The sequence below is a fragment of the Mucilaginibacter sp. P2_A5 genome, assembly GCF_056404995.1.
Genome location: NZ_JBFUCY010000005.1, coordinates 167,179 through 181,853, shown reverse-complemented (window position 1 = coordinate 181,853; position 14,675 = coordinate 167,179). Strand labels below are relative to the sequence as shown.

General features: G+C 42.2%; 8 protein-coding genes. 1 reads left to right on the top strand and 7 read right to left on the bottom strand.

Going from position 1 to position 14,675, the window contains the following annotated elements:
• Window positions 1-49: 49 nt before the first annotated feature.
• Window positions 50-2,305: a hypothetical protein gene (locus AC1DXF_RS06170; RefSeq protein WP_477447193.1), complete on the bottom strand. Its 2,256-nt coding sequence runs from the start codon at window positions 2,303-2,305 to the stop codon at window positions 50-52.
• A 376-nt stretch (window positions 2,306-2,681) separates the two neighbouring features.
• Here AC1DXF_RS06170 and AC1DXF_RS06165 point away from each other — a divergent pair, with 376 nt between their 5' ends.
• A complete protein-coding gene (locus tag AC1DXF_RS06165; protein ID WP_477447191.1) occupies window positions 2,682-3,590 on the top strand; it encodes an AraC family transcriptional regulator in 909 nt (302 codons plus the stop codon).
• A gap of 129 nt (window positions 3,591-3,719) precedes the next feature.
• Here the strand turns inward: AC1DXF_RS06165 and AC1DXF_RS06160 are convergent, their stop codons facing one another.
• From AC1DXF_RS06160 to AC1DXF_RS06135, 6 genes are all read right to left on the bottom strand, one after another.
• Window positions 3,720-4,718, bottom strand: a complete 999-nt coding sequence (locus tag AC1DXF_RS06160) for a glycoside hydrolase family 43 protein (protein WP_477447189.1) — start codon at window positions 4,716-4,718, stop codon at window positions 3,720-3,722.
• A 148-nt stretch (window positions 4,719-4,866) separates the two neighbouring features.
• The gene (locus AC1DXF_RS06155; protein WP_477447187.1) at window positions 4,867-6,567 is read right to left on the bottom strand and encodes a GH39 family glycosyl hydrolase; all 1,701 of its coding nucleotides are present in this window, start codon (window positions 6,565-6,567) and stop codon (window positions 4,867-4,869) included.
• A gap of 288 nt (window positions 6,568-6,855) precedes the next feature.
• Window positions 6,856-7,395 carry a helix-turn-helix domain-containing protein gene (locus AC1DXF_RS06150; RefSeq protein WP_477447185.1) on the bottom strand — a complete coding sequence of 180 codons (540 nt, stop codon included), beginning with the start codon at window positions 7,393-7,395 and terminating at the stop codon, window positions 6,856-6,858.
• 249 nt (window positions 7,396-7,644) lie between these two features.
• Window positions 7,645-9,315, bottom strand: a complete 1,671-nt coding sequence (locus tag AC1DXF_RS06145; RefSeq protein WP_477447183.1) for a GH35 family beta-galactosidase — start codon at window positions 9,313-9,315, stop codon at window positions 7,645-7,647.
• Window positions 9,316-9,536: 221 nt separating this feature from the next.
• Complete coding sequence (xyl3A, locus tag AC1DXF_RS06140) at window positions 9,537-12,131, bottom strand: xylan 1,4-beta-xylosidase (RefSeq protein ID WP_477447181.1); 2,595 nt, start codon at window positions 12,129-12,131, stop codon at window positions 9,537-9,539.
• Window positions 12,132-12,220: 89 nt separating this feature from the next.
• Window positions 12,221-14,674, bottom strand: a complete 2,454-nt coding sequence (locus AC1DXF_RS06135) for a glycoside hydrolase family 2 TIM barrel-domain containing protein (protein ID WP_477447179.1) — start codon at window positions 14,672-14,674, stop codon at window positions 12,221-12,223.
• Window position 14,675: the final 1 nt, after the last annotated feature.

The window sequence follows — 14,675 nt, the reverse complement described above, 5'->3', positions numbered from 1 at the left end:
TGGATATGTTTAACTGGTGGTGGCATAATATTACAGTTTATTTTTATCATTAATTTACCGCTACTATTTTTACCAGCAGGGCATCGCCTGTGTTGGCTGCCATGCTAAATGTTTGGGCGTCAGCTTTTAATTCACCAATTGCCTTATCAGTCATAAAATCGCTGAATTCGTATTTTTTATGCGCATCAAGACCCAATGCCTGCCTGCTAAACGATTGTTTAAAATCATTTTTAAGGTCGAAATTGAATAGGGCCAGCATGGTGGTATCGCCCGGCAGGTAAAATGACAGCTGCTGATCAAAGCTTTCACCATCGGCCATTTTAAGGGGAATAAACGCTTTAGGATCGCTAAAAAATTTGGCGATATTTTTATTATTCAAAAATTCCTGCGCGCGGTAGGCGGCTATCGGGTTCCTGAAATCAGATCCATCGCCCAAAATACTGCCCATCACCATCATGGCATACAGCCGCACCTTTATTTCCTGCTCGTTCAGATCCGGGTTTTTCTGGAAGTTTTCCATGATACTGACATCCAGGTTGGTATAAGGAAACAAAGTGCCCTGTACCCAGCCCATATGCGATCCTGTGGCTAATGACGATTCGGTACTGCCCCAATTAGGAAAACCTTTCTGATCGTCGCGCAGGTGCGAGTAAACATCGGTAGATACAAACCTGGTGTGAGTATACTGATGGGGAAACAGCGGCGAGATGGCCTGGGTGATAAAAACATCCTTACCCATAATAGAATCAACCAGGTGCCGCAACGTTTTCATCCCATAGTTATACGCCTGTATCCCGGTACGGATCTTAGGATCGTAGCGTTTGGTGCTCTCCAGCGTGCCCGCCGTTAAAAAGTCTATCTTGATAAATTTGGCATTGATGGCTTTTGCCTTTTTCAACTGCGATACGATAGAAAGCCTGACCGCCGGATGCGTGGGATCCATGGCATAAGCGCCCCATTCACCATCTTTGTACATGATGGCCTTACCGTTTTTATCCTGCAACAACACATCCTCAAACATTACATCGGTACCCGGCAGCTTGCGCCCTTTGGTATCATTCTTCCAGCTCCACATGGCAAAAGGCGTAAAATAAAACCCCATTTGCTGGCCGTTTTTTGCGCCATACTCCCCTATTGATTTTAAAACTTCGGTAGTGTAAATGCCCTGGTCGTACGAGTCGATACTTAAAACTGGTTTGGAGTAAGCACCAAAGTTGGGCATGGAATGGATGAAATCCGAGATCTGGTTTACAGCAGGCGGCATCATCACCTTTTCGTAACCCAGCACGCCTTCAACCCCAAAGCTGTTCCAGTAAACAGGGGCCGCGCCCTCCCAGGTTTGCTTGCCATTGATGATGGAATTTACCCGGCCATAATCTTTAAAAGCTTCATGCAAATCGTCCGATCCGCAGATGTAAACAGTGGCCGAATTTACCGTTTGGCCCAGCATGGTACCGTGATCGGCATGGTCATGCGTACCATCCAAACCACCGTAGCCCGATTTAAGAGATGGGTCATCCGGCGTAGCTACACCGCCAAAAACGTTTAATGAATCTACATAACCCAATTGTGTTCCGGTTTGATAAGCTAAACCCGTTTTCCAGAAATCGTGGTTTACGCTGCCTATAATCAAACCTGAGTTTTTAAGCTGATCATAAACAGCTAAAAATTCATAGCTAATGCCTTTACTTTTGGGCTCGTCGCCTTTCGGCCAGATCCGCTCCAAAGTTGGCGTCCAGTCGTCGTTATCAAAAGGCACATCCAAAATACGCGGCTCGGTACCGGGAATAAACAATCCGCCTTTATTGGCCGGCAGGATAGCCATAGGGCTGATATCCCGGGTTTCGATAGGCTTACCCGAAGATGTGGCGCTTACATCAACAAGCACATATTGTTTGCCCTGGTAAAGGGTGAAAGACTGGGTAATGCTAATGCTGTGCTTTGTATCGCTATGCTTTACAATGAGGCGCAGCCATTTGCCAATCTTATCATTCGCCTCTTTTGTTGAGCAGGCATGGCTTGAAAAATCAACGGTTGATATGTAGCCCGAATTTAAATCGCGGACGTAAGCCACTGCATTATCGATATGCATACCATTGGTAAACAAATAGTTAATTGTGCCGGTTGTTTTATCAACCGTAATTTTTACCTGTGGGCTGCTGATGGTGGTATTATCTGCACTTTTTTGTAGTTCCTGGGCTTTCAATGCTATGCCGCATAGTGTTAAAACAAATACCGTTATTAACCTGAATGGTTTATTTAAGCTTAGTTTATACCGGCCTGTTGTTTTGTTAAAGTGCTGCATTTAGTGTAATTATATTTTTTCTATCGGCAATAGCCAGGTTTAATTTCAACACGTGTATTTTCATAGATAGATTCCTGTTGGCTGTCATAAATAAAAGACAAACCTCCTAACAGTCTCATACCCAAAATCTTAATTAAAACAACTAAGAAGCATTTGATATTACATGGTATCACTAATTGGTTACAATGTAAATGTCATGGATTAAACAGGATAAAAAAATAGTTAATGTTACGGAAATGATGGACTTTATTACGCCCTGCCAATTTCAATTATTTGTTTTTTTTGCCAATGTTTCCATATTTTTTGTGAATGTTTGTAGCCGGGGATCAACCAGTTAAATACGAAGCGCTAATTACCACGTTATCCATCCAAAAAAATGACTAAAAGCACGGTTATCAGGCGGCGGGATGGTTTTGAAGGGCAAAAACTTATTGTGCTGCCCAAAAAGATCATCACCAACTTTTTAAGTAAGGATTTGGTTACCAAACAGATTTACATCACCGATATTGGCTACTACCCCAAAGCCAGGCACCACTACGCCGAGCGCCCCAACGGCATAAATCAGCATATTATTATTTATTGCACCGAAGGCTACGGCTGGCTGGAAATCAATAAGAAAAAGGTAGAGGTTTCGCCATCGCAATTTATTGCCATACCAGCCAATACCCCGCATAAGTATGCCGCCAATATGGATAAGCCATGGACGATATACTGGATTCACTTTAAAGGCGAGATAGCATCTTTTATAGTAGAACTGATCCTGAAAAATTCAGAGAATTACAAACCGTACCTGTCTTTTAATGAAGACCGGATAAAGCTGTTTGAAGACATTTGCTTTAACCTGGAGAAAGGCTACAGCAGCGATGCACTACGTTACGTAAACATGATATTCTCGCATTTTCTATCCTCGCTTATCTATGAGGACAAGTTTAACCATCTTGACGATAAGCCTGCCGATAACGATGTAGTTGAAAAAACAATTCAATACATGCAGGACCATGTTAATACTATGATAAGGCTTGACGACCTGAGTGGCTTCGCCAAGCTATCTACCTCGCATTATTCGGCCATTTTCCGGGCAAAAACAGGCTACTCCCCTATTGAATATTTTAACCAGCTAAAAGTTCAAAAAGCGTGTCAGTATATCTCATTTACTACCATGTCTATCAAAAACATTGCTTTAACCTTAGGAATAGAAGATCAATACTATTTTTCAAGGATGTTTACCAAACTGATGGGCAGCTCGCCAAACGAGTACCGGAAAAAGGTAAAAGCAAATAGTTGAAATGTTTTGTCCCCGACGAAGATAACCGCCTGTAATTGCTATAGACTATTTTATAAAACAACCTGCTTTTGCATCAAAGTAAACAAAAACTACTCCGGTAAAAATATCTAAGTAATTCAGATGGCTACGTTAAGGGTTGTAAATCTCTACCCTATCATCATTTAGGCTTAAAGGCAACCATAGATAAGCAGACTTTTCCAGGTCGGTTTTATTCCACACATCTCCCATAAAGATAAACTTTCCGACCCCGCCAGCAACGGGCAGCACAAATGCTCCCTGTGAAAAAAAGGTCACTTCTGCGTTGGGTCCTTTACATGGATTACCTTGTTCTATCCATGGCCCCATTATGTTATCGGCAACCGCATACGATGCCGCATTCGGCGACCAACCCGAACACCCTGAGGTAATTAAATAGTATTTTCCCTTATTTTTAAAAATAGCCGGACTTTCCCTTTTTTTATTCTCAAATATTCTTACATATGTTGTTGTTGGCTTTAAATAATCATCGCTCAGCAGGCAAACATGCATGGTATTGTTATCTTCGGATGAATAGATTAGGTAAGCTTTACCGTCATCATCTTTATACAAGGTCATGTCCCTTAACATTTGGTCATTGGGTTTTATGCTCCCCAGGTATTGATATGGCCCAGCCGGGCTATCACTTATGGCGACACCACCCCGCGAATAGTTGTAGTCGTTCTTATCTATATGCATCCACATCACAAATTTCTTTGTATGTTCATTGTAGATCACTTTGGGTCTTTCTATCACCCGGCCGGTATCCAGGTCATTACCCGGGTCATTAACTACCGGTTTCAAGGCAATACCCCTGTATTTCCAATGATTCAGATCGGTAGATGAATAACAGGATATCCCACCTGCCGGAACTCGGTAATCTTCCCAGTTTTGGCCGGGAACAAGCCAGGTTTTTCCGTTTTTTATTTCGCCAAAAAGGTAATAGATACCTTGATGATACATTACACCCGGGCCATGGGCATTGATGGGCTGGCCATCGGCATCAAGTAATATGCTGCCATGTGCAGGTGTATCAGCGATAGGTTTATTTGTGTTGGCAAAGGCTAAACTTTTGCTTGCTATTAAAAGTGTAATAAGTATGATATATTTCATTTTTTACCAGGTTTGATATACCAGCAGGGCGATATAAATTTCGCTTTAAATTTGTCGGCCGTACCCAGTTAGGATACAACATCAAATTAAGCAGTTTTTAAAAATAAGTTTAACAATTATCATTTAAAAGCGGTGCATTTAAGCTGTATTACCAGCTTAATTTAATTAAGGAAACACCTTGTCTTGGTAACGAAATATCCACTACCAGGCTTCCATTATTACTTTTTAACCTTACGGGCTTACCCATCGTTTGCAGTTGTCCGGCTTTTTCTAATTCTGTTATTTGGGCAAGTGTGGGTGTTTGTGGAGAGCCCATTTTTTTCCATAATTCATAGGAGTTACTGTGCTCGTTGTCAATACGGTAATGTGTTACGGTCACTGTTTTTGCCGGCAGGTGGTTAATTGATAGTTTTATTGGTTCGGGCGATCCCTGTTTATCTTCATCATGATAGTTCCATATCATTACAGATGCTGACCTGGCATCATGCGACGCCAACGCACCAACATCGGTTTGCTGCCGGATGCCGGAATCCAAAACCGTTTTCAGCGGGTACATATGGTTACTTAAGGCGGTTACCCTTTGGCCCGTCATCTTGCCAAACATCCGGAACACATTGAGCACGGGTTTATCTACGCCATTAGTAGCTAAATCACGGAATCCGTAAAACCAGGGCTGGTTTTCAAACTCAAACGACCAGGAGACAGCTCCCATAAAGTTAATACCAGTTAAATCTGCAAGCAGGTATTTACGGGCAAAAGAAGCCGCAGTATAGCTGGAGTACATGGTGCCATTACGGTAGGCGTTGGATGGATTGGTAGCCATACCACAGGCAGCGCAGCCTTCGGGGTCAGATTCGCCGATAACTATGGGTACATTTTTAGTTTGCGGGTACGATGCCACAATTTTAAATCCTTCGGCAATATCACGCAGCTGCGGGGCCATATTCATCCATACGCGGCCGTTAGTTAACACCGGCTGCCCTTTGGCATGAAATGATATCACTTCCAGCGGCGAACCTATTTTGCCGGTGGCATAATTGGTATCGGCTACGCAATGTTCAATAAAGGCTTTCAAAAACTTCATCCCGCTTTTGCTCGATCCTCCGGCTATTTCCGGTCCGCCTATTTTAGCGGTCGGCAAGGCTCTTTTAAGGCCATGGGCGGCATAATCGTACATCTTAAAAAATTCGGGCATGGTGCCTTTCCAGTAGCCTATATTTGGTTCGTTCCATACTTCCCAGTACCAACTTTCCACCTCCTTTTTCCCATACCTTTCAACCGAATGTTTTACCCATTGGTATATCAGCTCTTCCCATTTATTATAATCATTGGGTGGATATGTCCAGCCAGTATAAACATCATTATAATTGCTTCCAGGTTTCCAATAGTGCCGGTAAGGTTTCGGATGGGTTGACAGGGCTTCGGGCATAAAACCAATTTGGGCATATGGTTTAATCCCCCGTTTAATATAGGTGTCAAATATACTATCTACCAGGTGCCAGTTATAAACAGGCTTGCCGTTTGCGTCTTCGGTATAAGCATTAGTCGATCCCCATTTTAGCGCTGCCGTACCATCGCCCGTAGTAAGCAGGTTATGCACCCGCATATGAATTGGTACAGGGCTTAAGGCAGCCAGTTCAGTAAGCAGTTTCCTGCCATCCTTCATATAGGTATAGTTGGGTTCATCGTGACCAAACCAGGCCCAAACTGGATTCATCGGGGCTATAGGCTTTGATAGATCTACTGTTATTTGTGTGGGCTCATTTAAAACATGCTGAGCAACAGCCCTGCTGCATAAAACCAATATCATCAATAAAACCTTCAAACTGTTGCTCAATAGCTTTTTCATATTTAGATTATGTTTTTTATTTATCTCGTATCCAATTGCTGTTCGTTCAGCATGTTTATATTTACCCTGCTCCTGTGGGCTTAAACGGCATTACCAATACCAATGTACTCCTCACCTGTTTCAATCTCCGCCACTAAAGAAGCTACGCCCGTGAATCATTTTGGAAAGGCACTAACCTCACCGGTGTAACAAAAATGGTATCCCTGGTATTTACCGGGCCATTTCATTGGTATAATTTGGTTTTGACCGTTTTAATGTCCATTACTAAATAAGTAACAGAAAAGGTTATTAAATAAAAATATCCAGGTAAGTAACCGTATCTGAAACCGGCATAATACCGTGCTTTTGTAAAGTATCAAAATAAAGGCTGTCGCCTTCCCGTAAATGATATTCTATCTCTCCAACCTGCATCTTCATTTCGCCACTGATAACATAAATAAACTCTTCACCTTCATGTGATAACCGGTGAGGTACTACTTCACTCTTTTTAGCAACAAATAAAAAAGGTTGCATTTTTTTTTCATGAAAGCCCGAACCATAAGGATAGATAGCATATCCTTTATCAGTAAGTACCAGGTTATCTTCAGCAGTTTGCCTGGTGGTTAAAATGGTACTTAAGCTACCATCACCCTCCAATAGATTTGAAATAGAGACACTTAAAGCTTTAGCTATTTTGACCAGCGTGGCAACCGAAGGTATTGTTTTATCATTTTCTATCTTGGATATCATACTTTTTGATAGCTCACTGCTATCGGCAATTTCCTGCAAAGTCCTTTTTTGACTAATCCTCAATTTTTTGATACGTGCGCCAATATTTGAACCTTTCATTCTTATATCCAAAAACTTTAATAGTAAAATAGGTTTACATATAGTCAACAATGTTGAATGCCAATATACAAGTTTTCATTCCTCACGACTAATAAATTAAATAAAAAAATTCAAGTAATTTTTAGGTGAGTTCAGGTCGATAGTTTTTTGTTTTTTGTTTAATATCGCTCCAACCTTGAATATTTGGAAAGAATACTCTGCATTGTCTAAAAAGGTAAATAAGATCGGGAGTTTTCAAAAAGTTTTTTTTCATTTCATTTCATAAGTAATCACCTTATAGACCGCGGGAGTTTGGACTTCTACACTCTTAGCTGATTCCAATACAGGTTGATTTGGCCCCGGCTGAGGAGGAACTACTTGTCCTTCTAATGTTTGAGAGATCATTGTTTTTCGACCTGTTACAATAAGACAATCATGATGCCAGGTTTCGTCACCGTTGAGCATACGGGAAGTTACCCATTTCCCTCCCTCAAATCCCCCTTCAAACACCTGGCCAATGCGAATTTTTTTTGATGGATTTCCAGATTCAAATTTTAGTCGTGCTGTAATGCCTGCTACCAAATATTCATCCGGAGCAGTTTGAATAACCAGGCCATATCCTGTTTTGTCCCAATCATTATATTCTACAATTACTTTATCCCCGCCAAATACAAGCGTGTCGGCCTTAATATTTTTAGTGCGCATGAAGCCTCGCATTTTACCTGTTCCTTGATATTTTATCAGGCATGGCATTAATTCATTTATTACAGAGATTGCCTGCCGGTAAGCCAAATTGGGATAAGCATCTTCGATCCCAAAAGGAGAAAAACAAATGGCATCATGTTCTGCATAGGCATAAAAAGCCCGGGCCTGTTCAGTAGTGCTTTCGGGAATGAAAAGCGGATTATCAGACCGATGGTACATCGACAATATTTCTTTATAGTTAGGCGCGTAAATATCAGGTGCGCATAAATCAATATCAGGCGCAATGGCTTTATAAATGTCAATTACCCTGGATACAGGCCCGCCGTTGGGATATACCCCGGGTAAATCAGCAGGTTGAACCAGCCAGGCATTTACATACATAGGAAGGTTTAGCTCTTTTTTGCCTAAGCGGCATATTTCATTAATATAGCTGGCGTATTGCCACGTCATGAAGAAGTTTTGTGCACTTTTCATCGTATCAGCAAATATTTCCGACCATGTGCCTTTAGTTTTACTTCCATTTTTTCGCCAAACATATTTCATTTCGGGGCTCAGATTATTTGTATTTTTTTGCAAATACCGGGTTAAGGTTTCCGGAACCTGAGAATGAAATAAATCGAGCGCTTGTTTGTTGTAATCTATATCCTGGAATGCCCCAACTTCATTTTCGGCCTGAATCATGACAACAGTATGTTCCTTGTCTGTTTCTTTTATTCGTTTCATCAATTGCACAAATGCCTTAGCATCTGCAATTTGCGCTTCTTTGCAAAAGGGCGAAATTACTTCACCGGTGCTCCCGTTGCTTTGCTTCAGTTTAAAAAAGCGCCTTGAATCTTTTTTTACCCAAAGCGGCGGATAAGTAGAAAGCCCGTTTTTCCAGCTTCCAAACCATAGCAGACAAAGTTTTAGTTTGCTTTCGCGGGCCTGGGATATTATTCCATCAATAATAGAAAAATCAAACTTGCCCTCCTGTGGTTCTAATTGTTCCCATGCAATAGATGCGAGAACTGTATTAAGTCCCATTTCTTTTAATTTGGGTAAAATGGGCGCCAAATATGTTAGGTTAGAGGATGTAGAGTTATGCAACTCTCCCGCAATCATAATAAATGGCTTACCATCAACATACAATCTGTTTATATTACCCTCATGCTTTAATTGAGGTAATTCCTGCGCGTATAAACAATGAAATTGAATACTTGAAGCAAATAAAAGAGCAAGTAGAATTAATTTTTTCATAAAAGATTTCTTATTTCAACAAAAATCAAGTTCTTGTTGAATGTTTATTTTGTTTACTGTTAGCATTTTGCAAATTTCGATGGCGGGACCTTTCAGCACAAAAGTTCAATCGGAGACCGCACTTCCAATGAATTCTTTACTTAAAATTGATATTCCAGAACAAACTGGTTAACGATTTTGGAATGACAAAAAAGGTATTCCAACTATCATGGTTTCCGGTTTTATCGCCCAATCGAAATCCTGGCCGTTTTTAAATCTTTTGAATCTGAACTGGTTCCGTAATATACTTCGTATTCGCCGGGAGCAACCGTCATTTTTTGCTGGTCATAATCAAAAAACTCGAAGGCAGCAGAACCCAACTCGATAATAACCTGCTGAGTTTTTCCTGGGGGGATTTCCACGCGTTTAAATCCTCTTAACGTTTTCAATGGGCCATCGGCATCATTTACTTTACGTACATAAGCCTGTATTACCTCGGTTCCATCCAGTCTGCCGGTATTTGACACGGGAATTGTCAATACAATCGATTCACCAGCATTTATAGAATTTTTATTAAACCGGGCTTCTCCAATGTTGAAAGTTGTATAACTCAATCCATAGCCGAAAGGAAAAAGGGCATCGTTCATGAACCTGTACGTTCTTCCTTTCATGGAATAATCTTCAAAATCGCCCAACTGGTCCGAGTTTTTGTAGAATGTAATGGGTAGCTTCCCCGATGGATTATAATCTCCAAACAGAACATCGGCCACCGCCTGTCCGCCCGATTGCCCTCCATACCAGGCTTGTAGTATGGCATCGCAACTTTCGGTTTCGGGCATTAACGCGATAGCAGAACCAGAACAATTTACAAATACAATCTTTTTACCTGCTTTTTTCAGCGCCTGCAAATACTTACGTTGTGAGGCAGGAAGATTAATATCCGTACGGTCGCCTCCCTTAAAGCCAGGGATTTGTATTGCCATTTCTTCACCTTCTAATTTAGGAGAAATGCCGCCGACAAAAACCACCACGTCTATTCCCTTCAGTTTACTTATCAAATCATCATAGTTAACAGGTATTTCCCTGCCAACATTTAGTTTTAAGCTGGCGTCTACCCATTCAAAAATCGCCGAAAACCTGATTTCAATTTTGTATTCTCTTCCCGTTTCGACCTGGAAAGGTATCCTGGCAGGGACAGCCTGGTATGAATCCTTATTTAGTAACGTGTCGCCGTTAACAACTACCTGGCATTTTCCGGCGTACTCCAATTTAAAAACTAACATTTCGGATTTTGTAGCTTTATAAACAGTTTCGTATTTACCGGAAAATCCTTTAAGGTTTACCCCTGCGCTAAATTGATGCTGGCCGGCCGTTGTTAACTGTATTGGGTTAACAGCCTGATCGTGTGCTACGGGCTCTCCCTTGAATTCCTTGTTGTTCCAATAGGTGGCCTCTACCCCAGTTTTGCCATTAAACAAACTTTTTCCAAAGATGCTTTCCGTGATCATATCTTCGGTAAGGTCGCAGCCTTTGTCGTAAAATATCCTGTCATCGGTGAGTTTGGATTTAATGCCTTGCAGAATGGTGACGGTATTTGCCGGATAACCATTATAGTTGCCCAGCATCATGGGCTTTTCATCTGCATTCGGGCCTATTACCGCGATCTTTTTTATTGATTTCGATAATGGAAGAATACTGCTTTTATTTTGCAGCAAGGTCATAGATTCCTGCGCCGCCTGGAGCGCCAGTTTCTGATGATCTTTTGAATTTACTACCGACATAGGAATCTTAGACCACGGTACAAGTGAGTCATTGTCCATCTCGCCCAGGTCGAAACGAGCAACTAAAACCCGCGTCAAATGTTTATTTATTTCCTCTTCCGTTACCAACCCTTTTTTCACAGCCAGGGGCAATTTTTCAAATGCGTAGCCAAATCCGCATTCAACATCGGTTCCGGCTAAAACTCCTTTAGAAGCAGCATGAATATCGTCGGAGGAAACCTTATGATTACTATAAAAATCGGCTATCGCCCCGCAATCAGACACAACCAGATATTTAAAGCCCCAGTCGTCGCGAAGTATTTTCTGAAGCAAACGGGTGCTGCCACAGCAAGGTTCATCGTCCAAACGCTGATAAGCACACATTACTTCACGGACATCGGCCTGCTGCACCAACGATTTGAACGCTGGCAAGTAGGTTTCCCATAAATCACGCGGGGTCACCTGACTGAGGTTCAACGTATGCCGGCTCCACTCCGGACCTGAATGAACAGCAAAATGCTTGGCACAGGCAAGCAGCTTTTTATACCTGGAATCAGCAGGCCCCTGAAGACCGTTTACAACCGAAATGCCCATGCGCGAGGTTAAATAAGGGTCTTCGCCATACGTCTCCTGTCCACGGCCCCAACGCGGATCACGAAATATGTTGATATTGGGCGTCCAGGCCGAAAGGCTTAGAAACGCGCGGTTTTCTTCACCATTTTTTCTTGATTGGTTGTATTTGGCACGAAATTCATCAGAGACGGCGTCGAATACATTAAAAACAAGTTTATCGTTAAATGATGCCGCCATGCCAATAGGTTCAGGAAAAACGGTAACATCGTTACTTTGCGCAAGGCCATGCAAAGCTTCGCTCCACCAATTGAACTTTTTTATTCCTAAACGAGGAATAGCCTTTGACTGATCACACATCAGGTCGGCTTTTTCTTGTAATGACAGGCGGGATATCAAATCCCTGGCTCTCTCTTCGGAAGTTAGTTTAGGGTTCTGATACGGCAACTGCGCGAACAGATTTAACGAAAACAATAATATAGTGCCAATTATTAAACACCTTTTCATCCTATTTATCTTTTGATTTAAACTACAGATGCAGTATTCTTTGGAATCGATGCAGTTTTTTTGACCGCCAAAGAACCCTACGCTTTGTTTTAGTTGCTTTTCCCGGAAAATGCTTTAATGTTTAAAGTAGCCCCAGATAAACCAGCTGAACTGACCGTTAATTTAATATCGCCCACACCATGAGTGCTTCTGACAATAACCAACGCGCGTCCGTGCCAGGCTTTGTGCGTATTTCCAACGTATGGGTCCGTATCTTTCATATCTGCGTTGGCTACTCCGGCAATTGATCCGGGGCCTTCAATTTTGAAAAGCAATCGGTTCGCAGCATTTGGCTCAAGTACACCATCCTTGTCGGCTATCTCTATGGTAACGTACGACAAGTCTTGTCCATTAGCTATTATCTCTTTTCTATCAGCAGTTAGTTTGATTTTGGCAGCATCTCCGGAGGTTTGCAAGATGGTTGATTCAATCTCCTTATCGTTATCCACACCAATTGCTTTAAGCCGGCCGGGCGAATAGGGCACAGTAAATTCAGCTTTATGTTCCTGTTCGCCAGTCGTTGGCTTTTCGCCAATAAGTTTGTCGTTAAGGTAAAGACGTACCTTAGGATACTTTGAATAAACTTCTACCTTAATGGCCTTTCCCAAATACTCCGGCCAGGTCCAGCTTTCCCAGGTGGGCCATACAGACCACCATGTTGTTTTAATCTCCAGGGGATCAGGTTCGGGCTCACGAACAGCCATGTAGAGCTTTTCGGTATTATTGTATAACAGGCTACGATAGTGCGAAATCGGCTTTCTCCACCCGATCAAATCAATATCGCCACAATAGGCGCCATGCCACGGGAAAAAATCATGTTCCCAATGTTCGCCAGGTACATCGCCCGAATAATACCAGCGACCTATCCCCGATTCCCCAAGATAATCCATCGCTGTCCAAACAAAATCCCCGAGAACATAATTGTTGTTTTTAACCAACTTCCAGTTTGCAAAAGCATCCTTGGGGTATGACTCTGTTTGAACGATCATTCGTGAAGGCACCCGCTTATGATCAGCAGACGCGCTCCATAAATGATAATTATAACCACCTATATCATGTGCAGCCATAAGGGAATCAAGCGTTGCCCAGTCCTTACCATTATCCACAATAGCGGATGTAACGGGGCGGATAGGATCTATCTCTTTTATAGCATCTGCAAGCATTTTGGCTGTTTTTACTGCGTCGGGGCTGCCCCTCTCCACTATTTCGTTACCAATGCTCCACATTACAATTGAAGGGTGATTACGATCCCGCAAAACCATAGCATCTAAGTCGCGTTTCCACCACTGGGCGAAATATTGTGCATAGTCCTGTTTGTTTTTGCCTGTTTTCCAGCAGTCAAACGATTCATCAACAACCAACAGGCCTAACCTGTCGCAAGCGTTTAAAAAAGCCTCAGAAGGGGGATTATGGGAAGTTCTTACAGCGTTAAAGCCTGCTTCTTTGAGCAACTCTACTTTACGCTCCTCTGCACGGTCAAAAGCGGCAGCGCCCAGGCAACCATTATCATGGTGCACGCACCCTCCATTGAGCTTTACTGTTTTGCCATTAAGCTGAAATCCATTGTCAGGCGTGAACTTTATGGAACGTATGCCAAAACTTGTTTCTGTCTCGTCAACTAATTTCTTAATCCGTATGATACTTATTTGAGCGTTGTATAAACGTGGTGTTTCAGGCGTCCATTGCATGGGAGTTGCTACAGTGATCGTTTGGGTAACTTCTTTCTCACTATTGGCAGCCAGTTCAACCTTTATTTGATTATTTCCTGCATTTTTAGAATTTGCATCCGTTAACCAGGTGCTCAGAACAATACTTTGAGGCAAATTACTTTCGTTTTTTACCAATGTTTTAATTTGAACGGTTGCTTTTTTGGGAGAGACATCAGGGGTTGTAATTGCAACTCCCCACTCTGCTATGTGGACCGCATCGGTAACATTCATCCAAACGTGGCGATAAATGCCGGAGCCACTGTACCACCTGCTGTTCACTTGCTGCGAATTGTCTACCCGCACCGCTATTACATTTTCTTTATTAAAATCCAAATTAGGCGAAAGGTCATAACTAAAGGACGAATAGCCATATGGGTAAATACCGAGCGATTTTCCATTAATAAACACTTCAGAATTCATATAAACCCCTTCAAAATAAATGGAGACTTTTTTGCCTTTCCATTCACCCGGCGCTTTGAAGGTTTTCCTGTACCAACCAATACCTGCCGGGAAATATCCCCCCGCTCCTCCGGTCGGGTTTTTAGGGCTTATTTTGCCTTCGATACTCCAATCGTGCGGCAAATCAAGGCTCCGCCAACTCATATCGTTAAAATCCTTCGATTTTGCCGATGCAGTATCGCCTTGAAAAAATTTCCAGTTATAATCAAATAGTTGTTTTCGCCCGGTTTTATTGGAATTTTGAGCCTGGCACGCGATGTTGCCTGCCAAAAACAGCAAGGCAGTAACTATTGCTTTAACATGATATGTGGTGCTGTAAGTTTTATGCAGTTTCATA

What these genes read in the sequence shown, in the direction of transcription:
- AC1DXF_RS06170 (WP_477447193.1), bottom strand. Translation starts at nt 2,305, where the DNA reads ATGCAGCACTTTAACAAAACAACAGGCCGGTATAAACTAAGCTTAAAT.
- AC1DXF_RS06165 (WP_477447191.1), top strand. Translation starts at nt 2,682, where the DNA reads ATGACTAAAAGCACGGTTATCAGGCGGCGGGATGGTTTTGAAGGGCAA.
- AC1DXF_RS06160 (WP_477447189.1), bottom strand. Translation starts at nt 4,718, where the DNA reads ATGAAATATATCATACTTATTACACTTTTAATAGCAAGCAAAAGTTTA.
- AC1DXF_RS06155 (WP_477447187.1), bottom strand. Translation starts at nt 6,567, where the DNA reads ATGAAAAAGCTATTGAGCAACAGTTTGAAGGTTTTATTGATGATATTG.
- AC1DXF_RS06150 (WP_477447185.1), bottom strand. Translation starts at nt 7,395, where the DNA reads ATGAAAGGTTCAAATATTGGCGCACGTATCAAAAAATTGAGGATTAGT.
- AC1DXF_RS06145 (WP_477447183.1), bottom strand. Translation starts at nt 9,315, where the DNA reads ATGAAAAAATTAATTCTACTTGCTCTTTTATTTGCTTCAAGTATTCAA.
- xyl3A (WP_477447181.1), bottom strand. Translation starts at nt 12,131, where the DNA reads ATGAAAAGGTGTTTAATAATTGGCACTATATTATTGTTTTCGTTAAAT.
- AC1DXF_RS06135 (WP_477447179.1), bottom strand. Translation starts at nt 14,674, where the DNA reads ATGAAACTGCATAAAACTTACAGCACCACATATCATGTTAAAGCAATA.